We start from the raw sequence: 22491 nt of genomic DNA, 5'->3' as shown, positions 1-22491 counted from the left end.
GTGCGACGGTCAGGACGCGGCGGTCGTGGGGTCCTCACGGATGACGACGACGCCACCGGGCGGTACGTACGCCAGGCCGTCGGTGACCTCGGCGCCGGCGAGGCCCACCCCCGTGACGGCGATCCGCACCGGGTCCTGCGTGTGGTTGATCAGGAAGAGGTACGTGTGATCACCGCCGGTGCGGCGCACCGCCTCCAGTCCGGCCGGGGCTTCGACCACGGGGAGGGCGCCGGCCTCGGCGCACAGGACGCGGATCGTTTCGCGCAGGGCCGTGGCCGGCAGGCGGCAGGCCGTGTACCAGGCGGTGCCCCGGCCGAAGGCGTGCCGGGTGACGGCGGGGCCGCCGCGGGCCGGGCCGCCGTCGGCTGTGTCGGCGAAGCTTGTGACGGTGGTGCAGCCGCGGGGTTCGACGCGTTCCGTCCACTGGTGTGCGCGGGAGCCGTCGTCGAGCAGGGCGTGGTCCTGTGCGCGCAGTGGCAGGTACTCGTCGATGACGAGGCCGAGGAGCTCGCGCAGCGCCCCGGGGTGCCCGCCGGGGCGGACGCGGTCGTACTCGTCGACGACGCCGCTGAAGCAGCCGACGGCGAGGTGACCGCCCTGGTCGACGTAGCGGGTGAGGTTGTCGGCGGCGGAGTCTGAGAGCAGGTACAGGTTGGGGGCGATGACGGCGCGGTAGCCGGTCAGGTCGGCACCGGGCGGGAGGAGGTCACAGGTGACGTTCAGGGTCCACAGTGCTTCGTACCAGTCCCGGACCGCGTCCAGGTAGCGCATGTGTTCCGAGGGGCGGGCCTGGAGTTCCAGTGCCCACCAGGTGTGCCAGTCGAACAGCAGGGCCACGTCGCTTCGGACGCGGCTGCCGGTCACCTCGCTCAGGGCGGCGAGCTCGGCGCCGAGCGCCTTGACCTCGTTCCAGACGCGGCCTTCGGTGCCCGCGTGCGGGAGCATCGCGGAGTGCCACTTCTCGGCGCCGGCGCGGGACTGGCGCCATTGGAAGAACATCACCGCGTCCGCGCCGCGGGCGAGGTGGGTGAGGCTGTTGCGGCGGGTTTCGCCGGGCTGCTTGGCGACGTTGACCGGCTGCCAGTTGACGGCGGAGGTCGAGTGCTCCATGAGCATCCAGGGTTTTCCGCCGGCCATGCCGCGGGCGAGGTCGGCGTTGAGCGCGAGGTCGACGTGGCCGTCCGGGTCGGCGGCCGGGAGGTAGTGGTCGACGGAGACCAGGTCGCACGCGGCGGCGAAGGCGTGTGCGTCGACCTTCTTCTCCAGGGTGCCCATCACGTTGGTGGTCACGGGTAGGTGGGGGGCGATTCGGCGCAGGATGGCGGTCTCGGCGTGGTGGCGGGCGAGCAACGCGTCGGAGGAGTAGCGGTGGTAGTCGAGTTCCTGTCCGGGGTTGCGGAACGCCGTGGTGTCACGGGGCGGGTCGATCTCGGTCCAGTCGCCGTAGCGCTGGCTCCAGAAGTCGCTGCCCCAGGTCTCGTTGAGCGTGTCGAGAGTCTTGTACCGCTCCTGCAGCCAGGTGCGGAAGGCGTCCGCGCTGGTGTCGCAGTAGCACAGGGCGTTGTGGTTGCCCCATTCGTTGTGGACGTGCCACATGACGAGGGCGGGGTGTCCTGCGTAACGGGTCGCCATGGCTGTGACGAGGGCGTCCGCGGACCGGGCGTAGGCGGGGCTGCTGGGGCAGAAGACCTGTCGGCTGCCGTGGGCGAGGCGGGTGCCCGAGGCGGTGACGGGGCGGGCTTCGGGGTGCTGCCGGGTGAACCACGGGGGCGGGGCGGCGGTGGCGGTGGCCAGGTCCACCGCGACGCCGTGCTCGTACAGCAGGTCGAGCACTTCGTCGAGGAGGCTCCAGTCGTGGGTGCCGGGGCGGGGCTCGAGGCGGGACCAGGAGAAGACGCCGAGGGTGACGAGGTTGACGCCCGCCTCGCGCATGAGACGTACGTCCTCCTGCCATACCTCCCGGGGCCACTGTTCCGGGTTGTAGTCGCCGCCGTAGGCGATTCCGCCCAGGGTGCGGGTCACGCCGGTGAGGGGGTGGGCGGGGTGGTTCACGATTTCACTGCTCCAGCGGCGAGTCCCGCACGCCAGTGGCGCTGCAGGAGGAGGAAGGTCAGCACGATGGGTACGACGGAGACCAGGGCGCCCACGATGGTCAGGGTCTGCAGTTCGGGCAGGCGGCTCGTCTGCGTCTGCCAGGTGAACAGGCCCAGGGTGACGGGGTAGAGGCGCTCGTCCTGGAGCATGATCAGGGGCAGCAGGAAGTTGTTCCAGATGACGACGAACTGGAACAGGAAGACGGTCACCAGGGCGGGCGCCATGAGGCGCAGCGCCATCGTCCGGAAGATGCGGAACTCGCCCGCCCCGTCCAGGCGGGCGGCCTCCATCACCTCGTCCGGGACGGACGCGGCGGCGAAGACGCGGGAGAGGTACACGCCGAACGGGCTCACGACGCTGGGCAGGAACACCGCCCAGAACGTGTTGGTGGCGTCGAGTTCGGCGAACATCAGGAACAGCGGCAGGGCGAGGGCGGTGGCCGGCACGAGGACACCGCCCAGGACCACGGAGAAGACGGCTTCGCGTCCGCGGAAGGCGTACTTGGCGAGCGCGTAGCCGGCGGCGGCGGCCAGCAGGGTGGCGACGGCGGCCCCCGCGCCCGCGTACAGCAGGCTGTTGAGGAGCCAGCGGAGGTATATGCCGTCCTGCTGGGCGAAGAGCGAGGAGAGGTTGTCGCCCAGGTTCCATTCGGCCGTGACGAATCCGGGGGTGGCGACGAGGTCGCCCTGGCTCTTGGTGGACGAAACGAACAGCCAGTAGACCGGCAGCAGCATGTAGCAGGCGACCGCGGCCATGAACGTGACGGCGACGGTCGGTGCGATGCCGGCGCCACGTCGCCGGCGGTTCGGGGCGGCGGGGTGGTGGGCCCCCTCGGTGCGGGTGAGGAGGCTCATCCCTGACTCCTGGTGGTGAAGCGCAGGAACGCGGACGACAGGACGAACGTGACGACCGCGAGGACGACCGACAGGGCGGCGGCCTCGCTGTAGCTGTCGCCGGAGGCGAGCGAGTAGGCCGCGATGTTCGGGGTGTAGGTGCTGGTCACGCTGGTGGAGATGCTTCTGAGGACTTGCGGTTCGGTGAAGAGCTGGAAGCTTCCGATGATGGAGAACACCCCGGTCAGGACGAGGGCCGGGCGGATGATGGGGATCTTGACGCGCAGGGCGATGGTCCAGCCGCTCGCCCCGTCCATCCGGGCGGCTTCCCCTATGTCGGCCGGCACGGCCTGGAGGGCGGCGTAGATGATCAGCATGTTGTAACCGGTGTACGTCCAGGTGACGACGTTGGCGATGGACCACAGGATGACGTCCGGGCCGAGCAGGTCGGCGTGGATGCCGGCCGACCGCAGGAGGTCCACCACGGGCGACAGTCGCGGGTCGTACAGGAACGCCCACATCAGGGCGGCCACGACGCCGGGAATGCCGTACGGGACGAAGTACACGAGCCGGAAGAACCTCTTGGCGCGGGCGACCGCCGAGTCGAGGAGGAGGGCCAGGACAAGGGCCAGCAGCAGCATCACGGGGATCTGCACGAGGGCGAAGCCGAGGACGCGCAGCAGGCTGTCGGCGAGATAGCCCTCCCCCAGTACTCGCCCGTACTGTTCCAGCCAGGCGAAGACCGTCCGGGTTTTGCCGAAGGTGCCGCCGGTGCGGGCGGTCTTGTGCAGGCTCTGCCAGAAGGCGTAGCCGACGGGGACGAGGGTGAACAGGACGAACGGGATGAGGAAGGGGGCGAGGAAGGCGTAGGGGGCGAGGGTCCGGCGTGGACGGCTGCGCGCCGATGCGGTGGTGGATGTCACGGACAACCTTCGGGGTGCTGTCCCCCGCCGCCGGGAGGCGGCGGGGAGGGCAGGAGGGGGCAGGTCACTCGGTGACGTCGAGCGACTGCTTGCGGAGGGAGTCGGCGCTCTGGGTGCCGGTGTCCTTGAGCACGTCACCGAGGGTGCTCTTGCCGGCGATGGTGTTTGCCGTGCCGTCGCTGAGGAAGCGGTAGGTGTCCGTCATCGTCGGACCCCAGGTGAAGCCGGTGTCGACCTGGGCGGACGCCTGCGCGAAGACGTCGAATATCTTCTGCTTGCCGTAGAAGTCCACCGGTTGCTGCAGCGCGGGCATTTCCAGGCCGGCCTTGGCCGCCGGGTAGAGGCCGCCCTCCCGGTTGAGGATCTCCAGCGCTTTGGAGTCGGTGTTCAGCCACAGGGCGAACTTGGCGGCCTCCGCCGGGTGTTCGGCACCGGCCATCACCGTCGTGGTGGAACCGCCCCAGTTGCCCGCCTGACGGTCGCCCGCCTTCCACTGCGGCATGGGGGCGACCGCCCATTTGCCCGCAGTGGAACTGGCGTTGTCGCGGATCGTGCTGTAGCCCCAGGCGGCGCTGACCCAGGTGACGACCTCACCGCTGTTCCAGGCCTTGTACAACGCCGGCGAAAAACCCTGCAGGTCGGTGGCGACGAGCTTGTCGTCGATCATCTTCTGCCAGTAGTCGCCGACCTTCCGGCTCTCGGGACGGTCGACGGTGACCTTCCAGGAATCGCCGTCGCGCTCGAACATGGTGGCCCTGTTCTGCCACAGCAGGCCGGTGAACCAGTTCGGGTCGGTCTGGGAGAAGTGGGTGATGAACTTGCCCTCCTCCTTGAGCCTGCGGGCCTGCTCCGCGTACTCGTCCCAGGTGACGGGCGCCTTCATGCCCAGCCCGTCGTAGATGTCCTTGCGGTAGAACAGGGCCATGGGGCCCGTGTCCTGAGGGACCGCCCACGTGCCGTCCTTGCCGTCGGCACCGAACTCCACCTGCGACCAGGTCCAGTCGACGAACTTGCCGCCCGCCTCCTTGACGCCGGGACAGGGAGAGATGTCCGTCAGTCCTTCCTTGAGGCGGAAGCTCGCCAGGGAGTCGTACTCGATCTGGCCGAGGTCGGGGGCCTTGCCGGCCTTGAGGGCATTGGAGAGGTTCTGGTAGGTGCCGGCGTTGCCCGATGGCACCGTCTTCAACTTGACCTGGATGTCCGGGTTCTCGCTGTTCCAGACGTCGACGGCCTTCTGCATGCCCGGCACCCAGGACCAGTAGTCCAGCGTGACCTTGCCGGCGGCGGGCTCGCATATCGCGTTCGCCGCGCCGTCGCTTTCGCCTCCCCCGCCACCGCAGGCGGTCACGGCAGTGAGGGACAGGGCCACTCCACCGAGCACGCAGCGTCTGATCAGAGAAGTGCGATCACGCATCACCATGAGGTCGCTCCTTGCGCCGAGTTCCGCTCCGACCAAGCGGTCGCCACACCACACAGCAGGGGCGAGGGAAAGTCAATGCCTTCAGCGAAGACGGCGCTGCCCTCAACTCCCCTTCCACCCACGGGAACTGCCCGTATCGGCCGACTGAACACCCATTGACCTGCTTGTTTCCAGGGAAGTTAGTCCGGTCAACGCGGCACGTTCGTTACGCGCAATCGATTACGCATCACCGGTCATCAGCCGCCTGACGGCAACCCAGACCGGGCAAACGGCAGGCAACGCCTCTCGACGCCGTGACGATCAGTCGGGGCGACCCGTCCAACGGAGCCGCAGTCGACCCGGACCACCGCTCGCCGCGCGCGACCGAACCTCCGAGGCATCCTCAAGAGGTCCATGAGCAGGGCGATTTGGGCGCCAAGACGAAATCAGCGCGCGCCCCCTCCCCGGACGTAATCGATTACGTTACTGTGCGGTCGCTCGGCTCAGCCGCGTCGGCCGCAGGGGGCGTCTCGTCGACAACCCGCGAATCCGGAGAACGTGTCCCGTTCTCCGTCGGCATCCGACGCCCCGGGACGGAAGGGCCGTCCCGGACGACCACTCCGCCCATGGAGGCACGCAGTGCGCAGATTCCGCAGGTTGTCCGCTTCCCTCACCATGCTGGCCTCGGCCGCCGCACTGCTGGTCGGCGCCGGCTCGGCGCAGGCCGCAGGGGAACGCTACGTCGCGCTGGGCGACTCCTACTCGTCCGGCGTCGGGGCGGGTTCCTACCTTTCCGACAGCGGGAGCTGCAAGCGCAGTTCCCGCTCCTACCCGGCGCTGTGGAGCGCGGCGAACGCCCCCTCCTCGTTCAGCTTCGCGGCCTGTTCGGGAGCCACCAGCACGACCGTCAGGAACAGCCAGCTCGGAAGTCTGAACAGCTCGACGTCCCTGGTGAGCGTGAGCGCCGGCGGCAATGACATCGGGTTCGCCGACATCATGGGCGTCTGTGTACTGCAGTCGGACCAGGCCTGTATCAACGCGGTCAACGAGGGCACGTCCAAGGCCCGCAACCAGCTGCCCGGCCAGCTCGACCAGCTGTACTCGAACATCAGGTCGCGCTCGCCGCAGGCTCGCGTCATGGTGCTCGGCTACCCCAGGCTCTACAAGCTCGGCAGTTGCGTCGTCGGCATCGGTGACACCAAGCGCAGGGCCCTGGACGAGGCCGCCGACACCCTGAACAGCGTCATCAGCCAGAGGGCGGCCGCAGCCGGGTTCCGGTTCATCGACGTACGCGGCGCGTTCAGCGGCCACGAGATCTGCTCGGGCGACGCGTGGCTCCACAGCACGCGCATCCCCGTCGACGAGAGCTACCACCCCAACACCAAGGGCCAGCAGTACGGCTACCTGCCCTCCTTCGACGCCATCGCCTGACCGCACCCTTCCGGTGGCGGGCCCCCGGCCCGCCACCGGAAGGCCCGCGTTCCTGCCGCGAGAGTCACGTGCCAGCTCTCAGTCTTCGTGCGACACACCGAGGTCGTGGCGCATAGCGGTCCTCATGGTTCGGAGCATCTCCCAGACCTCGTACTGCGCCTGGGCCGCGGTCTCCATCGTTTCGCCCGGCTCGGGGGCACCGCGTTCGAGGCGCTTGACCTGGCCGTAGACCTTGTTCAGAGCTTGGTTGACGGCACTCGCCCGCAGGAGCACTTCTTCGGGGGCGATCATCTGGGCTTCGGAGTACCGATCGCGGTGCGCGTTCTTCGCCTCCTCGAGTACGCCGCTGTCGGCCTCCTCCACCCCGCGTTCCCTCATGACGTGGAGGTGGCGGTTGAGTGCGGTGGTGAACTGCCGGGCATCTCGGTTGAGTTCTCCGTAGCAGGTGCGTCGCAGCGAACGGTTCTCGCGGGCCTCCTCATGGTCTCGCACCATCTCTATCTCTCGGCGCTTCGCCCGTTCGGAGCCGCGCTGGGTGAGTAGCGCACCTCCCAGGGTTCCTGCGACACCTGCGACAGCGATGACCACCGAACTGAGATCCACCAACGCACCCCGTGAACGTCGTCGGCCACGTGCCCGCTGCACATGGCCCAGGCCGTCAAGTTTGCCGGACCTCGGTACTCCGGGAGTTGGTGCCCTCGCATCTGGTTTCCGCGGATCCACTGTGGGTCGTGATCACCAGGGGACGACACCGTCGTCCTCGAAGAACGAACCGGTCGGGCCGCCGTCGGGCAGGGTGGCGAGCCGGATCGCCGTGGCCGCGCCCTGTTCAGGGGTGCGGGGCCCGCGGAAGCCCGTGAAGTCGGTCGCGACCAGACCCGGGCAGGCGGCGTTGATCAGGATGTTCGTACCGGCGAACTGCCGGGCGTACTGCACGGTGAGGGCGTTGCGGTACCCGAGGCTGCCCAGCCCGGCCGCGATCTCGTACCCGATGCCTTTGTTCCCGCCGGTCACCAACGCGATCATCGTTTCGCTCATGCCGATGATGTCGGCTCGCGGACGAGTGGCGCGGCCAACACCGATGCGGTGCCCTGTCATACCCGCCGGGTATCACCCCGCATGCTGCGGCCGTGGACACCCTGGAGACCCGCGAGCTGAGGTACTTCGTGGCCGTCGCCGAGGAGCTGCACTTCGGGCGCGCCGCCGAGCGCCTCGGCATGGCCCAGCCGCCACTGTCGCGCGCGATCCAGCAACTCGAACGGCGTCTCGGGTCTGCCTGCTGCAGCGCAACCGCCGTGGCGTCCGTCTTACCGGTGCCGGGGAAGTGCTGTTGCACGAGGGCCGGGCCGCCCTCGACGCGACCGCCGCCGCCGCTCGCCGCACCCGGCGCGCCGGCGGTGCCGACAACCCTGGCGGCCCCCGCGGTCGGCTGGTGCTCGCGGTGAAGGCCGCCGCGTCCCACGAACTGCTGCGGAAACTTCTCGACGTGTACGCGGCCGAGCCCGACAGTGCCGAGATCGAGGTGCTGCCGTGCGGCATTTCCGAGCAGGAAGAGCTGCTGCGCGACGGACGCGCTGATGTCGCGCTCGTGCACACGCCGTGGAACTCCCTCGCCGGGTTCGACAGCGAGGCACTGACGACCGAGGGACAGGTTGCCGTCCTGCCTGCCGGCCACCACCTCGCCGCCCGCGCGACCTTGTCCCTGGCCGATGTCCGGAACGTCCCCGACCAGCTCCTCCCCCTCGACCACCGCCTTGGGATGGCTCAGACACCACCAGAGCCGGTGATGGGGCTGTACATCACCCTGCGCGGGTACCGCTGAGTTTTCGTGGGTGGTTCCCCACCCCGGCGAGGAGTGCTCTGCATCACGGCGCAAAACGGCGCGCATGGGGGCCGGGTTCGCGGGCACACGGACCGTGAGCGGAGAACAGGCCGCTCCTTCAGGGCCCGCGGCCTCCCCCGTCCGCAGGGCCCGGGCACGGTGAAGACCGGCCCGCACTCGCGGTGGTGCGGGCCGGTCATCATGCGTCCGTCTCCCGGGGCAGCCGAGGACGCCGAAGTACGTCGGGCCTCGACATGGAACAGGCCCGTGGTGGAGGTGACGTCGAGCGGGCGCCGTCGGCGTCGGCGTGGCGGCCTAACGAGGAAACGGCCCGGGCCAACCGTCCGGCGCAACCGGCCAAGTGCAACGCTCAGGGGCCGACTGAAACGCTCAGTCATGTTCCCCGGGTGTGGTGGGGCACGCATGGCACCCATGGTGGAGTACGCCGACAGGAGCGCGTGGCGGACCAGTCCGAGGGACCTCACGTCCCCTGGCTGTCCGAAAGTCGTCTTCGTCATGGCTGTTCGGCCTGCGTGCGCGCCTTGGCTCCCCTCCAGTGAGGAAAGCACGGTCCGCTATCGGCGCGCAGCCGGTGAAAGCCCGTGGCTCCGGCTGCGGTGGCGCAGCTTCACTCCTCCCAGGATCGCCGCCAGGGCGACCGCGGCCGCGGCGAGGGCCGGGCCGCCGAGGGTGAGGACGTGTTGGAGGGATGCGGTGGCCGCGTATCCGGTGCCCGCTTCGAGGGCGGCCCACAGGGGAGCGGCGGCGAGGCTGTAGGGGGCGATGCGGTGGTAGGGCACGCGGGTGGCACCGGCGAGGTGGGGAACGAGGGTGCGGATGACCGGCAGGAAGCGGGAGAACAGGACGGCTTGGCCGCCGCGGCGGGCCATCAGCACCTCGGTGCGCTGCCATGCGGCGGCGGGCAGACGGCGGCCCAGGCTGCCGGTACGCAGGCGGGGACCGAGCGCCCGGCCCGTGCGGTGGCCGAGGAAGTCACCCGCGACCACCGCGCATGCGGCGGTCGCGATCAGCAGCGGAAGGCTGAGCTGCCCCGTACGGGCCAGCGCGCCTGCCGTGAGGAGCAGGGTGAGGGTGGGGACGAAAGCCCCGACGAGCAGGACCGACTCGGCCAGGACCGCCAGGACCACGATCACGTACGCCCCTGCCGGCGGGACGTGGCCGAGGGCGGTGATCAGCGTGTTCACCGGTCGACTCCGGACGCGGTGCGCTCAGGGCCGGGGATCGCGGGCGCCGGAAGCGTGAGCTGCCAGACCCGGGCGGGGGGAAGGTTCGCCCAGACCGTCCAGCATCCCGTGGCGTACCGGTGCTGGTAGCCGCGCAGCACCTCTTCCACTGCTTGGTGGCGGCGCGCCTGCACCCGGGACACGAGCAGGGACCGGGCCAGGCGGGTGCCGAGGTAGGCGAAGTAGGTCAGGGTGCCGCCGGGATGCAGCAGCTCGAGATACCGGTCCATGATCGTCTCCACCTGGAGGGGAGTGAAGTTGGCGAAGGGGAGGCCGGAGAGGATGACGTCGTAGCGCTGATCGGCGTCCAGGTCCTCCACGCGCCGGGAGTGGACACGGACCTGCTGACCGCGACCCGCGAGGTGGGGGTGCGTGTGCACGAGACGGTGCAGTCGGGTGGTGAAGCGCGGGTTGGCCTCGGCGATGTCCAGGCGGCTTCCGGGCGACAGCCGGGGAATCAGCGCGCGGGTCACCGCCCCGGTCCCCGCGCCCGCCTCCAGGATGTTCAGGGGCCGGTCCGCCCGGGCCCGCACGGGGTCGGTCAGGGCACGGGCCAAGGAGGGGCCGCTGGGTGCGATGGCGCCGGTCGTACGGATGTCGCGAGCGGCCTCGAGGAGGAACATCCACCCCTCGGCATGGCGCTGCGCGATGACACGTTCATGTGAGGCAGTCCAGTTGTCCATGGATTTGACGCTAGGGACAACGCCTTGCTGACAGATCCCCTGTTGTGCGACGGCTTACCCCTACGAAAGTAGGGGGCGGGGAGGGAAGATCGCCGGAGGACGGCTTCCCCGCCGCGCTCTTAGGCTTCCGGTATGAGCGGGAAAGAGGGACCCGGGTGGGCCGTGTACGGACGCTACGGGCTGGTACTGCTGCTGACGGCCGCCGCGGTGCAGAGCAGCGCCGTGGCCGAGGGGGGCCATTACCTGACGGTCCGCGCCATCGCACCCGTCCTGTGCGGGGCGGCTTTGGTGACGCCCCGGCTTCCCTGGTTCGTCGCTCCCCTGCTGACCACCGCAGCGACGGCGTTGTGGGGGTGGCTGACATTGCCGCTGCTGCTGGTGGCTCTGTTCGACTTGGCCGCCCGTCGCCGCGTCGCCGTGGCCGCGGGCTGTTGCGGAATCGTCCTGGCCGCCAACGTCGTGGCGCCGGCCACGGTCTCGCTGTGGCGGCCCCAGCAGTACGGCGCCAGCCTCTTCTTGCTCCTGGCCGTGGTCGGCGGGCTGTGGATGGGCAACCGCCGCCGCCTGCTACAGGCACTGAGCAGCCAGGTCGAGCATCTGCGCATCGAGCGAGAACTCCGAGAGGAGACGGCACGGGCCGCGGAACGTTCCCGCATCGCCGCCGAGATGCACGACGTCCTCGCCCACCGCCTCAGCCTCATCGCCCTGCACACCGGGGTACTGGCCACCCGCGCCGACACCCTGCCCGCCCCGGTCGCCGAACGCCTCACGCTGCTGCGCACCGCTTCCACCGAAGCCCTGGCGGACCTGCGCGACGTGCTGGGAGCCCTGCACGAGCGCGGCCCCACCACCGGTGGCACTCCTCCCGCCCCCGTCCTGCGCGACGTCCAGGAGCTCGTCGAGCAGGCGCGAGAAGCCGGCCAACAGGTCGAACTCGAGGTCGACGGCCAGGCCGAACAGGCACCGGCCGCTCACCGGCTGGCGGTCTACCGTCTCGTCCAGGAAGGCCTGACCAACGCCCGCAAACACGCGGCCGGCGCACCGGTGCGCATTCGTCTGGAATACAGAGCGCCCGCCACCGTGGTGGAGATCATCAACACCGCCGGCGAGACGGCCGAGCACACCGCCCCGTCCGGCTTCGGGCTGGTGGGCTTGGCCGAGCGCGTCCACGCCCTCGGCGGGCACCTGCACGCAGGGCCCCACGGAGCCGGCTCCTGGCGGCTCGCCGCCCGCATCCCCCGAACCGCTCCCCCCCCGCACAGAACGGCTCCCGCCCATGATCCGCGTCATGATCGCCGACGACGACGCCCTGGTCCGCCTCGGCCTGGCAGACCTCCTGGAAGGCGACGAGGACATCAGCGTCGTCGCTCAGGCACCCGACGGTCTGCGGGCGGTCGAACTGGCCACCGCGCACCGGGTCGACGTGGCCCTGGTCGACGTCCGGATGCCCCGCATGGACGGCATCACGGCCATCGCCCACCTGCGCGCCCTGCCCCATCCGCCGAAGATCATCACCCTGACCACCTTCGACCTCGACGAGTACGTCTACGACGCCCTGGCCGCCGGAGCCGACGGCTTCCTGCTGAAGGACACGGATCCGGCCGAGATCCTGCGCGCCGTCCATCTGGTCGCCACCGGCTCCGCGATGCTCCACCCCGCCGCCGCCCGCCGTCTCATCGACCGCTACCACCGGTCCGGGCTGCCGCAGACCGCCGACGCCCGCGCCCGGCTCGACCGGCTCACGCCCCGCGAACGCGACGTCCTGGCCCTGCTCGCACAGGGGGACACCAACGCGGACATCGCCGGCTCCCTGGGCATGCGCGAAAGCACGGTCAAAGCCCACGTCAGCCGCATCCTCACCGCTCTGGACGTCACCAACCGCGTGCAGGCCGCGCTCCTGGCCCGCGACGCCGGCCTTGCCTGACACGACCACGCCGGTGCGCCTACGCGGTCACGGCCCCAGCAACGCTTCGGCATGACACCCGCCGCTCTCCTCCACCAGCTCCTCCACCGGCTGGGGCGACCGCACCGGGACGAGCACGGTGTCCCCGGCCCGGTGGAGAACTCCGTACACCCCCGGTCGCGGCAGGCTGTTGTACGCCCACGGCGCGGAGAAGTAGTAGGCCCCGGTGTCGTGCAACACCACGAGGTCGCCTTCGGAGAGCTCGGGGAGCAGGCGCTCGTGCGCCACCACGTCCCCCGCGAAGCACAGGGGCCCCGCGACGTCCTGGGGCACCGCCGGAGTCGTCTTGAGCACGCCGTCCGGGGCGTGACCGGTGATCCGGACCGGCCAGGCCTCAGGCATGAACACTGTACGGGTCGCGACCTGCGCCCCCGCGTGGGTGAGCGCGATCCGCCGGCCGCCCGAGGTCTTGACGTACTCGACCACCGCCGCGGTGAAGCCGTTCTTGGCGAGCAGCGAACGGCCGAATTCGGTGACCAGCTCGTAGCGGCCGTCGAGCAGGGCCGGTTCGGCATCGGCCAGGACGCGGACGTAGTCCTTGAACGTCGGCATGGTCGTGTCGTCAGAGAAGTTGACCGGCAGCCCTCCGCCCAGGTCCAGGCTGGTGACCTGGCGTCTGCCGACGTACGCGTTGATGTCCTCGGCGAGTCGGTGCAGCGCCGCGAGTCCTTTCGCGATCAGAGGCAGGGGGCAACCCTGCGAGCCGACGTGGGCGTGGAGGCGGGTGAGCCAAGGACGCCGCAGGAAGGCTTCGAGTACGCGTGCACGGGCTCCGGGGTCGTCCAGGGCGACTCCGAACTTGGAGTGGTGTGTCGCCGTGCTCATGGCCGCGATGGTGCCGGCCCCGACCTGCGGGTTGACGCGCAGGCCGATGACGGATCGGGAATGTTGGGGACGCAGGGCGTCGACGCGGTCGAGCTCGGTGAGGTTGTCCGCGTTCAGCGCGATTCCCAGCGTGAGCGCTTCTCGGATCTCCGCTCGGGTCTTGGCCGGCGAGTCGAGGACCATGCGCTCGGGGGTGAATCCCGCGGCCAGGGCCAGGCGGGTCTCGCCGGGGCTGGCCACTTCGCATCCCATTCCGGCGTCCGCCAACAGCCGCAGGACGGGAACGAGCGGACACGCCTTGACGGCGAAGGCGTGCAGGACGTCCGGCACGTGGGCGAACGCGTCGTGGAGTGCGGTGACGCTGTCACGTACGCCCTGGACGTCGATGAAGCCGGCGACGGGGTGACCCTCTCCCAGGACGCCCTCCGTCGTTGCTTTTCGCAGTGCGGCCTGAACTTTTTCCTGGTGCAGCATGGTGCGTCTTTCCCTTCGCTTCCAGTGGGTGCGGTGCCCGGTCGCCTCGGGTGAGCGGACGTGAGGGATGAGGGCCGTACCGGGGTGGGCGCCGGATGCCCCGTCGAGCGGTGGCGGCGTCGTCGCGCTCCGTCCGCCGGAGGTCGCTCACTCGACGTCGAGGCGCAGCACGTCGTCGACGGTCTCCCTCCGGACGATGACGCGTGCCGTGCTGTTGCGGACGGCGATGACGGGTGGGCGCGGCTGGCAGTTGTAGTTGTTCGCCATGGAGCGGTGATAGGCGCCGGAGGCGGGCACGGCCAGAAGATCGCCGATGGCGAGGTCGGCCGGGAGTGGGGCGGAGTGCACGACGACGTCTCCGGACTCGCAGTGCCGGCCGCAGACGGTGACCGTTTCCTCGGCGGCCCTTCCCGTGGTGCGGCCCGCGCGGACGACCGTGTAGGAGGCGTCGTACAGCGCGGGACGCATGTTGTCGCTCAGACCGCCGTCCACCGACACCCACGTGCGCAGTCCGGGCTGGCGCTTGATCGTGCCCACGGTGTAGAGGGTCACCGTGGTGGGCCCCGCGATCGCCCGCCCGGGCTCGACGGCCAGCCGCGGCATGGGGAGGCCCGCTTCAGCGCACGCCTTCTGGACCCGGTCGATGACGACCGGGGCGAGGTCCCGCACGTCCAGGGGCCTCTCGTCGGGAAGATAGGCGATGCCCAGTCCCCCTCCCAGGTCGAGTCGGCGCAGCAGGACTCCGTGTGTGCGGGCGGTGTCGGCCATGAGGCCGACGAGTCGGTCGGAGGCGAGTTCGAAGACGTCCGGGCGCAGGATCTGCGAGCCGAGGTGGCTGTGCAGGCCGACGAGTTCGAGTCCTGGTGCGCCGAGGACGTGGGAGATCGCGCGGTGGGCGCTTCCGGTGGACAGCGAGAAGCCGAACTTCTGGTCGTCGGTACCGGTGGTGATGTGGGCGTGCGTGTGTGCCTCCACGCCCGGAGTCACGCGGATGAGGACCCGCTGGCGCACGCCGTGGAGCTTGGCGATGGCCGAGAGCCTCGCTATCTCGTCTTCGGAGTCGACGACGATGAGCGACACCCCGTAGGAGACGGCCTCCGCGAGTTCGTCCGCCGACTTGTTGTTGCCGTGGAAGATCAACGAGGCGCCTGGCACTCCCGCGCGCTGGGCCGTGCGCAGCTCGCCGGCGGAGCACACGTCGATTCCCAGGCCCTCCTGCTTGAGCCACGTGGCGACCTGGTGGCAGAGGAACGCCTTGCCGGCGTAGTAGACGCCGTGGCCGCTGAAGGCGTCACGCCAGGATCGGCAGCGCCCGCGGAAGTCCTCTTCGTCCAGGACGAAGGCGGGGGTGCCGAACTCTTCGGCGAGGTCGCTCAGGAGCAGGCCGCCGATCTTCATGCCTTCGGTGCCGTGGGTGGTCGTGACGGGCCACAGGTGCTGAGGAGGGTGCACGGTGGTTCCCCTTCGAAGGGCGTTCAGTAGGTGGTCAGAAACCGGTGGAGGACGCGGACTCCGAAGTCGAGGCCGGACACGGGCACGCGTTCGTCCACTCCGTGGAACATGCCGAAGTAGTGCAGGTGGGGGTCGAGCAGGAGGGGGGTGAACCCGTAGGTGCTGATCCCGATCTTCGCGAAGGCTTTGGCGTCGGTGCCGCCGGACTGGATGAAGGGCACCGGATGCGCGTGCGGGTCCTGGCTGCGGAGGGCGTCGGCCATGGCGGCGAAGGCCGGCCCTTCGTGGTCGGCGGCGACCGCCTCCTCGCAGTTGATGAACTCCCTCGTCACCGTGGGGCCGAGGAGCCGGTCGACGGTCTCCAGGAAGGTGGCTTGTGCGCCGGGAAGGAACCTGCCGTCCACCTCGGCCCGGGCGCGGGAGGGGATGACGTTCACCTTGCGGCCGGCTCGGAGCACGGTGGGGTTGGTCGTGTTGCGGACGGTGCAGTCGAACAGTTCGCCCAGCTGTCCGAGGCGGTCGGCTTCCTCCTCCAGTCGGGTGCGGTCGATGCGGATGCCCAGTATCCGGTCGAGGGTGTCCAGCAGGGTGCCGACCGCCGGCGACACGGCGGTGGGCCACCGGTGGGTGGTGAGCCGTGAGAGGGCGTGGACGAGTTCCGCGACGGCGTTGTCCTGTCCGGGGCCCGATCCGTGACCGGCCGTGCCCCGGGCGGTGAGCCGCATCCAAGCGGTGCCGCGCTCTCCGACGGCGATGGGATACACCCGTGCGTCCGTCCCGGCGTGCCTCGGCCGTGTGGTGATCGAGAACCCGCCGGATTCGCTGATCGCCTCCTCCACCCCGGCGAAGTGGTCCCTGTGCGTCGTGACGACGTGGCGGGACCCGTGTTCCCCCGTGGCCTCCTCGTCCGCCAGGAACGCGAGGACCAGGTCGCGTCGGGGGCGGTGGCCGGTGCGCGCCCAGGCGCGTACGAGGGAGAGGGTCATGGCCACGGTCCCCTTCATGTCCACCGCTCCCCGGCCCCACAGACAGCCGTGGTGGAGGTCGCCGGAGAGGGGGTGCCTGGCCCAGTCGCGGGGTTCGGCGGGCACGGTGTCGAGGTGCCCGTGCACCAGGAGTGGAGGCAGGTTCGGGTCCTGCCCGGCGACCCGGGCGAGGACGCTGGTACGGCGGGGCCTGGGTTCGGTGAGGGTCGCGGCGACGCCGGCCTGGTCGAGGGCTTCCGCCACGTACTCGGCGGCCTGTCGCTCGCCGGGTCCTGTTTCGTCCCCGGCGTTGGTCGAGTCGATGCGCAGAAGGTCCGAGCACAGCCGGGCGACGTCGGTGGCGAAGCCGTCGTGCAGACCGTGCGGTGGTACGAGGATCACGGAGGTCTCCGCGGAGAGTCGGGACGGAGGGGTCGGGGGCCTGGTCAGTCGAAGTGGTCCTCCATCGCGGCGCCCGCGATGGAGGTGCACACCTTGAAGGTCCTGGCCGCCGTGGTGGCATCGGGTGCCGTGAAGGCGATGCCGCGCGGGCCGTTGTGCTCGACGGTCGGGACGGCGAGTACCGCGGCGGCCAGATGGGGCGCGTGGAAGTCGAGCTCGAAGCGGTGGGGGCGTGCGGGACCGCCGCGCGCGCGTCGTGTCCGTCCGTCCGGGCGCCCGGTGTGAGCACCGTGTGCGCGGGCGGCCTCCGTGGCCTGCGCGCGCAGCAGCTCGGCGCTCCGGGCGGGAGGAAGGCACAGCGCGGCGTATCGGCTGACGCATTCCTTGACCGCGACGACGCGGGCGCCCGGGGCCCAGGCCCGGGCGGCCTCGCAGGTGCGGTCGTCGCCGGTGACCAGAAGGACGGGCACGCCGTGTTCCTCGGCGATCAAGGCGTTCATGCGCCCTTCGTCGGCGGGCTCGCCGTCGATCCTGAAGGCGGTCAGGCCGGTTCCGAGATAGGTGTGGGACAGGACGCCCTGCTGTCCGGCGCCGGTGTGGTAGCCGAGGAAGACGACCGCGTCGGCCCGGTCGATCCCCTCCATCATGCCCAGCGGCTTGTGGCGGCCGGTGAGGAGGCGGGCGCGGGGGTCGAGGGCCTCTATGAGCAGGTTGCGCTGGGTGTAGTGGGCGTCGTTGACGATGACTTCGCCGGCGCCGCCGGCGAGAAGTCCGTCGACGACGGCGTTGACGTCGCCGGTGAACAGGGGCCGCAACCGTTCCCAGGAGGCGGTGCCGGGTTCGACGTCGTCCGGGCACGTGACGCCGGTGACGCCCTCCATGTCCGCGGAGATGAGTACGCGTGTCATCGGGACGTCCTTTTCCGCGGGGGAAGTTCGATGCGGTGCCGGGCGGTCTCGAGTACCGCGTCCGCGCCGAGGGGAACGGTCAACTGCCGCGGTCCGTGACCGGCGGGCAGTCCGGTTGCCACGGGGACGCCCAGATCGGACAAGCGGTCACGCAGGACGCCCTCCACCTGCTTCGAGGGGCCGCAGGCGAAGAAGTCACCGAGGACGATGCCGGCGGTTCGGTGCAGAGCGCCGGCGCGTCTGAGTTGCGTCAGGGCCCGGTCCAGGCGGTACGGGTCCTCGCCGACGTCTTCGAGGACGAGGATGCGGCCTGCGGTGTCGGGTGCGGTGGAGGTTCCGACCGACGAGGCGAGCATGGAGAGGTTGCCCCCGGTGAGGGGTCCCTCGGCCCTTCCCGGAACGAGGACGGGCCCCTTGAGGGGAAGCGAGGGCGCGGACGGTCCGAACAGGGCGGCGTGGAGGTGACGGGCGGTTTCCTCGTCGTCGTGAAGCGGCCGGCAGGCCGGCATGGGGCCGTGGAGCGTGACCAGGCCGAGCCGGTCGCCCAAGGCCTGGTGGAGGCACGTGACGTCGCTGGATCCGACGAGGAACTTGGGGCCCGCGGCGGCGAGGCGCGGGTAGTCGAGACGGTCCGCCATGCGCTGGGTTCCGTAACCGCCCCGCGCGCAGACGACCCCCCGGACCTCGGGATCGAGCCATGCCTCGGTGAAGTCCTGGAGGCGTTCTTCGTCGGAGCCCGCCAGGTAGCCGAGCCTGCCGGCGAGGAGCCGGCGAGTGGAGCGCACCGTGAGGTCCCAGCCCTCCAACAGGCTCCGGGCAGCGGATGCCTCCGTCGCGTCCACCGGACCGGCCGGTGCGACGAGGGCCACGGTGTCACCGGGTCGCAACAGCGGAGGGAGCAGGCGTGGCCTTCTCGCGGCGTCTGCCGCCGAGGCACCGCCCGCGGTGCCGGCCGTCACGACCGGTCCGCCGTGAGCGGGGAGCCCACAGGTCGGTCAGGGCCCGCAGCAGGTCCTTCGGGAGGGGTGAAGATCCGCTCGTAGAAACGGATCTCGGCCTCGAGCGCCGCCCGGATGGTCTCGGCGCGCCGCCAGCCGTGCCGTTCGCCCGGGAACTCCGCGTGCTCGTAGGGGATGCCGGCCGCTCTCAGGGCACGGGCCATGGCAGAGGACTGGGCGGGGTCCACGATGACGTCCTCCAGTCCGTGGAGCAGCAGGGCGGGCCCACTGGCGTGGGATGCCGCGAGGACCGGGGAGCGTTGTTCGTAGAGCGCGGCGCTTTGCGGCAGGGGGCCGATCAGGCCGTCCAGGTAGCGGGACTCGAAGTCATGGGTGGTGTCCGCCCAGCTGACGGGGTCGGTGATGCCGTAGAAGGAGACCGCGCCGACGAAGGCGTCCGTGTGCGTCAGGGCGGCAAGGGCGGTCCAGCCGCCCGCGCTCCCGCCCCGGATCGCCAGTCGGTCGGGGTCCGCGAGCCCTTCGGCGACCAGGGCCCACGCGACGGTCACGCAGTCCTGGACGTCGACGATGCCCCAGGCGCCGTTCAGGCGCTCCCGGTAGGCGCGGCCGTAGCCGACGGCCCCGCCGTAGTCGACGGTCGCGACTCCGATGCCACGGCTGGTGAAGTAGGCGATCTCGAGGTCGTACACCATCGGGTAGTCGCCCGTGGGACCGCCGTGCACGAAGATCACCCAGGGCGGGCGTTCCCCGTCGGGGGTGGTGTGGTGGGGGTGGGCGGGTGGGTAGGTGTGGGCGTGCACCAGGAGGTCGTCGGTGCCGGTCCGGCCGCGGGCGGACCCGGTCGCGCCGGCCGGGAAGGTGCGTGCCGTGGGGCGGGGCAGCCAGGCCGGGTCGACGTCCGGGACGAACGAGCCGGAGACGATCCTCACCTCGTGGTCGGGTACGGCTCCGGTGGCGGGGACCGCGGCGGTGAAGACCGCGTAGGGAAGGGTCGTGGCGGCTCCGGCCGCGACCAGGCGGCCGGCGTCGGCGTCGATGCTCTGGACGAAGTCGGTGTAGGGCAGGTCGAGATGTGTCAGTGCGGGCGTTCCGGGTCCGGCGTCCGGATCGACCAGGGAGATCCGTCGTCCCGCGCCTGTTCCGTTGATGGCCACCGCGCGTCCGTCGGGAAGGGGAGCGAACCATGAGGTGCCCGGTTTCCACAGGGCGCCGCCGAACTCCTCCTCGGCGGCGGCGACGGGCCGTGCGGGGCCTCCCCGGGCGGGCACGAGGTGCAGGTTCCACCAGCCGTCGGGGTCGGTGACCGCCCAGAGGCTGTCGGCGTCCCTCCATTCGGCCTGGACCACGGACTCCCTCGGACCGCCCGCCCTGAGGGCGTGGACGCCGGCCGTCCCGTCGGCCCGCAAGGGCGCGACGCACAACTCCGTGCCGTCCCAGGGCATGTTCGGATGGTTCCATCCGATCCAGGACAGGTGCCGGCCGTCCGGTGACATGCGGGGGCACGTCATGAACCGGTGGGTCGCGGCGATCGTTCGTTCGGTGCCCGTGCTGAGGGAGACGGCCACGAGGGCCCGTTCGACGTCGCACACTCCGCCGAGACGGGTCTCGCGGACCGCCCAGACCTCATCGCGCGACGGGGGAAGGTAGAGATCGCCGTAGGTGACGTTCTTGCGCGTGGGCGTCAGGGGCCGGGGCGCGTCGGGACCGTCCGGGCAGTGGACGTAGAGGCGCTGGTCGTGCCAGTGGGTGAAGACGAGACCGTCGCCGGTAGGGCGCCAGCTCCGGCCGCCGTACTCGTGAAGGCCGTTCCGGGCGTCGAAGCCGGCCGGGAGCACGTCCTCGACCTCGCCGTCCGGTCTGGCGCGTACGACGCAGCGGCGCCCGGCCTCGTGGGGCCGCGGTTCGTCCCACCAGACTTCGTCGCCGACCAGGGAGACCCAGCCGGGCGTGCCGTCCTGGCGGGCGACGGCCGCGGCGGTGATGGGGGAGGGCCAGGCCCGGAAAGCACTCGGCGTGGTCCGGGCGGCGGAAGGGTGACTCATCGGGTTACCGCCTTGTGCCCATGCTCATGGGCGTCGCGAAGATCGGTCACGGAGGGTTCGTGGCCGGGATCGGACACGATCCGGGCCGGTGGGCGGTGTGTTCCTTCTGGTGCCGAGCGAACCGGGGGCGCCGGGCATTTCGCTGGTCGGGTCTCAGGGCCGAGGGAGCACACGTGCGGGGGTACGTGCGGGGACGTCCGGGCGGCTGCCGGCCGCGGGGGTCGTTCGGGCGAGCGGGGCCTGCCCCTGGCCGGGGCGCGTCGGGCCTGCGCGTGGGCGTGTCCGACGCGCGGGCGCCGGGTGCCTCATGGCGGCGGGCAGAGGTGCACCGTGCCGTCACGCGAACCGCGGTCGTGCGGCGGGGCCGTTCTCATGACCCACACGTTAGAGAGGCGGTGCGGGGTCGAGCGATCAACAAAAGGTCCCGGCCCGGAACGAGGCACACGACGTTTCGTCGGTCCTCGGGACCGTCCTGGAGGCAAGGCCCGTTCGGGGCGCGGCCTTTGCTCCGGAGGGCGGCACGGCCCGTCCGGGGAGAGGGGTCACCCCGTAAGGCGGAGGAGGGAGTCGCGGCTTCGGGAGCACCGGGCCCGTGACGACCGGCGCCCCAGGGCGAAGCACGGTGCCGTGCTTCGCCCTGGGGCGCCGGTCCGCTCCGCCAAGCGGTTCCAGGGGGCGGGGGCCGGAAGTGCCTTACGCGTCACCAGTTGGGGTCCAGACCGGGCACGGGTGCGGGGAGGGGCAGTTCGGGCGGGTGCAGGAGGTAGACCACTCCCCCGCCGCCGGACGCCGACAGCCACACTCGTTCGAACTCCCCGCGCGGGTAGACCCTTCGTACGTCTTCGTCGGTGGCGGAGAGCGGGTCGTTGACGACGACGTCCCCGTCGTCCGTGAACCCACAGACGATCTTGATGCTGCCGGCCGGCGAGTATCCCGCGCCCGCCAGTTCGCCGATGCGGAAGCTCTGGGCCGTGGCGATCGGAATGCCCGCGCAGATGAAGCGTTCGAGCTCGCTCAGCGAACGGAGACGCGTGACCAGGCCCCTGAGTCCGTAGCGGGCGGGATAGGCGGCGTTGAAGGCCCAGTTGCCGCATCCCTTGTAGGCGTAGTCGTACACGGCGCGGGCCGTGAAGTCGACCTGGGGGGCGGTGTCGGCGGGATCGATCCACGCCGTTTCGTCATCGCCCGGGCCGTGGCCGAAGTACTCGACCAGCATCGCCGTGCAGGTGGGGGCCGACCACGCCTCTCCACCTCCGTCCCATTGCGGACTGTGGCCGGTGTGCACTTCCTGCGAGCGGCGCGGTACGTCGAGGACCTTGCCCCATGCCCCGGCCGGTGCGCTGACCGCTTGGCGGTGGTCGGGAGGCGTCGACGAGGCGGCGAGGCAGAGGGCCTGCACGACGGGTCCTTCGGAGGCGCCTCGGGTGCGCGCCAGCCGGACCTCGAGTTCGTAGGCGCGCACGGGTCGGCCGGGAGACGCCACGAAGACGTCGACGTCGGCCGTGCCGAAGGGGTCGGACTGGCCGGGCACGGTGGTGCGGTGCACCACGTCGTCGTCCGATGTCCAGTGCGCCATGACGTACCAGGGGGAGGTGTCTCCCTGCGCGTCGCGTACGCGGAGCCTCACCATCAGCCGGGTTCCCGCCGGGGTGAGCGCCGTCCACGAGGGGATGAGCTCCTCGGCGGGGAAGGGCAGCTCACGCCAGCCGGTGGAGCAGGTCGCGTAATCCCATTCCAGGGTGGCGTGGCCGTGCTGGTCCACGAAGGCCTCTTGCCCTCCGACGTTCTCCAGGCGCAGGGCCCCGTCCACCCAGGCCGTGCCCTTGAAGGTGGCGTCGGAGAAGTGACGTGCCTCTGACCAGCGGTGCAGCACCGCCTGGGGCTTGAATGGGTCGTTCGTTCGCCCAGGATTCTCGCCTGTCACGGTCTGCCTGCCGCTCTCTCGTAGCTCCGGTACGACCCTGCCTGTCGCTGGTGGCGGGCGGGCCCCACATGGTAGCGGCCTGGACTTCCCGATGAGGAGTTCCAGGCCGCTCCGGATGCCGCCTACGGTCAGGGCCTGTCTCAGGGAT

Annotated in this window: 16 protein-coding genes and 3 pseudogenes; 4 read left to right on the top strand and 15 right to left on the bottom strand. The window is 70.8% G+C overall.

Annotation, left to right across the window (positions count from 1 at the left end):
• Nucleotides 1-9: 9 nt before the first annotated feature.
• From OO54_RS34060 to OO54_RS34045, 4 genes are all read right to left on the bottom strand, one after another.
• Nucleotides 10-2052, bottom strand: coding sequence for a beta-galactosidase (locus OO54_RS34060; RefSeq protein ID WP_234439223.1), 2043 nt, complete (start codon nt 2050-2052; stop codon nt 10-12).
• Nucleotides 2049-2948 carry a carbohydrate ABC transporter permease gene (locus tag OO54_RS34055; RefSeq protein WP_033210262.1) on the bottom strand — a complete coding sequence of 300 codons (900 nt, stop codon included), beginning with the start codon at nt 2946-2948 and terminating at the stop codon, nt 2049-2051. The genes OO54_RS34060 and OO54_RS34055 overlap by 4 nt, the downstream gene beginning before the upstream one ends.
• Nucleotides 2945-3850, bottom strand: coding sequence for a carbohydrate ABC transporter permease (locus tag OO54_RS34050; protein WP_234439222.1), 906 nt, complete (start codon nt 3848-3850; stop codon nt 2945-2947). The genes OO54_RS34055 and OO54_RS34050 overlap by 4 nt, the downstream gene beginning before the upstream one ends.
• 64 nt (nt 3851-3914) lie before the next feature.
• Nucleotides 3915-5270, bottom strand: a complete 1356-nt coding sequence (locus OO54_RS34045; RefSeq protein ID WP_051787478.1) for an ABC transporter substrate-binding protein — start codon at nt 5268-5270, stop codon at nt 3915-3917.
• Nucleotides 5271-5924: 654 nt separating this feature from the next.
• On the opposite strand from OO54_RS34045, the gene OO54_RS34040 reads away from it, so the two are divergent.
• Nucleotides 5925-6680: an SGNH/GDSL hydrolase family protein gene (locus OO54_RS34040; RefSeq protein ID WP_051787487.1), complete on the top strand. Its 756-nt coding sequence runs from the start codon at nt 5925-5927 to the stop codon at nt 6678-6680.
• A 78-nt stretch (nt 6681-6758) separates the two neighbouring features.
• Here OO54_RS34040 and OO54_RS34035 read toward each other — a convergent pair whose 3' ends face one another.
• Both OO54_RS34035 and OO54_RS34030 read right to left on the bottom strand, forming a co-directional pair.
• Nucleotides 6759-7283 (bottom strand): hypothetical protein, encoded by a 525-nt coding sequence (locus OO54_RS34035; protein ID WP_033210251.1) that lies wholly within the window; start codon nt 7281-7283, stop codon nt 6759-6761.
• A gap of 132 nt (nt 7284-7415) precedes the next feature.
• Nucleotides 7416-7628, bottom strand: a pseudogene (locus OO54_RS34030) (dehydrogenase); the annotation flags it as partial.
• Nucleotides 7629-7819: 191 nt separating this feature from the next.
• Here OO54_RS34030 and OO54_RS41885 point away from each other — a divergent pair.
• A pseudogene (locus tag OO54_RS41885) lies at nt 7820-8424 on the top strand (LysR family transcriptional regulator); the annotation flags it as partial.
• A gap of 653 nt (nt 8425-9077) precedes the next feature.
• Here OO54_RS41885 and OO54_RS34020 read toward each other — a convergent pair.
• Both OO54_RS34020 and OO54_RS34015 read right to left on the bottom strand, forming a co-directional pair.
• On the bottom strand, nt 9078-9707 hold the full coding sequence (locus OO54_RS34020) for a DedA family protein (protein ID WP_033210249.1): 630 nt from the start codon (nt 9705-9707) through the stop codon (nt 9078-9080).
• Entirely contained in the window at nt 9704-10429 is a 726-nt protein-coding gene (locus OO54_RS34015; protein ID WP_033210247.1) for a class I SAM-dependent methyltransferase, read from the bottom strand. The genes OO54_RS34020 and OO54_RS34015 overlap by 4 nt, the downstream gene beginning before the upstream one ends.
• A gap of 132 nt (nt 10430-10561) precedes the next feature.
• Here OO54_RS34015 and OO54_RS48880 point away from each other — a divergent pair.
• Both OO54_RS48880 and OO54_RS34005 read left to right on the top strand, forming a co-directional pair.
• A pseudogene (locus OO54_RS48880) lies at nt 10562-11209 on the top strand (histidine kinase); the annotation flags it as partial.
• 496 nt (nt 11210-11705) lie between these two features.
• Nucleotides 11706-12353 carry a response regulator gene (locus OO54_RS34005; protein ID WP_033210242.1) on the top strand — a complete coding sequence of 216 codons (648 nt, stop codon included), beginning with the start codon at nt 11706-11708 and terminating at the stop codon, nt 12351-12353.
• Between the two features lie 27 nt (nt 12354-12380).
• On the opposite strand, the gene OO54_RS34000 is transcribed toward OO54_RS34005, so the two are convergent.
• The 7 genes from OO54_RS34000 to OO54_RS33970 form a co-directional block, all read right to left on the bottom strand.
• Entirely contained in the window at nt 12381-13691 is a 1311-nt protein-coding gene (locus OO54_RS34000; RefSeq protein ID WP_033210240.1) for a type III PLP-dependent enzyme domain-containing protein, read from the bottom strand.
• 147 nt (nt 13692-13838) lie between these two features.
• Nucleotides 13839-15170, bottom strand: coding sequence for a diaminopimelate decarboxylase (lysA, locus tag OO54_RS33995; protein WP_051787484.1), 1332 nt, complete (start codon nt 15168-15170; stop codon nt 13839-13841).
• On the bottom strand, nt 15167-16507 hold the full coding sequence (locus OO54_RS33990; RefSeq protein WP_051787482.1) for a M20/M25/M40 family metallo-hydrolase: 1341 nt from the start codon (nt 16505-16507) through the stop codon (nt 15167-15169). Before OO54_RS33990 ends, lysA begins: the two co-directional genes overlap by 4 nt.
• Nucleotides 16508-16554: 47 nt before the next feature.
• Nucleotides 16555-17418, bottom strand: coding sequence for a M55 family metallopeptidase (locus OO54_RS33985; RefSeq protein ID WP_033210236.1), 864 nt, complete (start codon nt 17416-17418; stop codon nt 16555-16557).
• Nucleotides 17415-18305 (bottom strand): S66 peptidase family protein, encoded by an 891-nt coding sequence (locus tag OO54_RS47750; RefSeq protein WP_245236741.1) that lies wholly within the window; start codon nt 18303-18305, stop codon nt 17415-17417. The genes OO54_RS33985 and OO54_RS47750 overlap by 4 nt, the downstream gene beginning before the upstream one ends.
• A gap of 68 nt (nt 18306-18373) precedes the next feature.
• A complete protein-coding gene (locus OO54_RS48410; protein WP_063738358.1) occupies nt 18374-20419 on the bottom strand; it encodes an alpha/beta hydrolase family protein in 2046 nt (681 codons plus the stop codon).
• 700 nt (nt 20420-21119) lie between these two features.
• Nucleotides 21120-22292, bottom strand: a complete 1173-nt coding sequence (locus tag OO54_RS33970) for a C39 family peptidase (RefSeq protein ID WP_051787477.1) — start codon at nt 22290-22292, stop codon at nt 21120-21122.
• Between the last annotated feature and the right edge of the window lie 199 nt (nt 22293-22491).

The sequence above is a fragment of the Streptomyces wedmorensis genome, assembly GCF_000716445.1.
Classification (GTDB): domain Bacteria; phylum Actinomycetota; class Actinomycetes; order Streptomycetales; family Streptomycetaceae; genus Streptomyces; species Streptomyces wedmorensis.
This window is presented reverse-complemented; position numbering and strand designations above follow the sequence as displayed.

Coding starts and splice junctions, on each gene's coding strand:
- OO54_RS34055 (WP_033210262.1), bottom strand. CDS start 2,948: ATGAGCCTCCTCACCCGCACCGAGGGGGCCCACCACCCCGCCGCCCCG.
- OO54_RS34045 (WP_051787478.1), bottom strand. CDS start 5,270: ATGGTGATGCGTGATCGCACTTCTCTGATCAGACGCTGCGTGCTCGGT.
- OO54_RS34040 (WP_051787487.1), top strand. CDS start 5,925: ATGCTGGCCTCGGCCGCCGCACTGCTGGTCGGCGCCGGCTCGGCGCAG.
- OO54_RS34015 (WP_033210247.1), bottom strand. CDS start 10,429: ATGGACAACTGGACTGCCTCACATGAACGTGTCATCGCGCAGCGCCAT.
- OO54_RS34005 (WP_033210242.1), top strand. CDS start 11,706: ATGATCCGCGTCATGATCGCCGACGACGACGCCCTGGTCCGCCTCGGC.
- OO54_RS34000 (WP_033210240.1), bottom strand. CDS start 13,691: ATGCTGCACCAGGAAAAAGTTCAGGCCGCACTGCGAAAAGCAACGACG.
- OO54_RS33985 (WP_033210236.1), bottom strand. CDS start 17,418: ATGACACGCGTACTCATCTCCGCGGACATGGAGGGCGTCACCGGCGTC.
- OO54_RS48410 (WP_063738358.1), bottom strand. CDS start 20,419: ATGAGTCACCCTTCCGCCGCCCGGACCACGCCGAGTGCTTTCCGGGCC.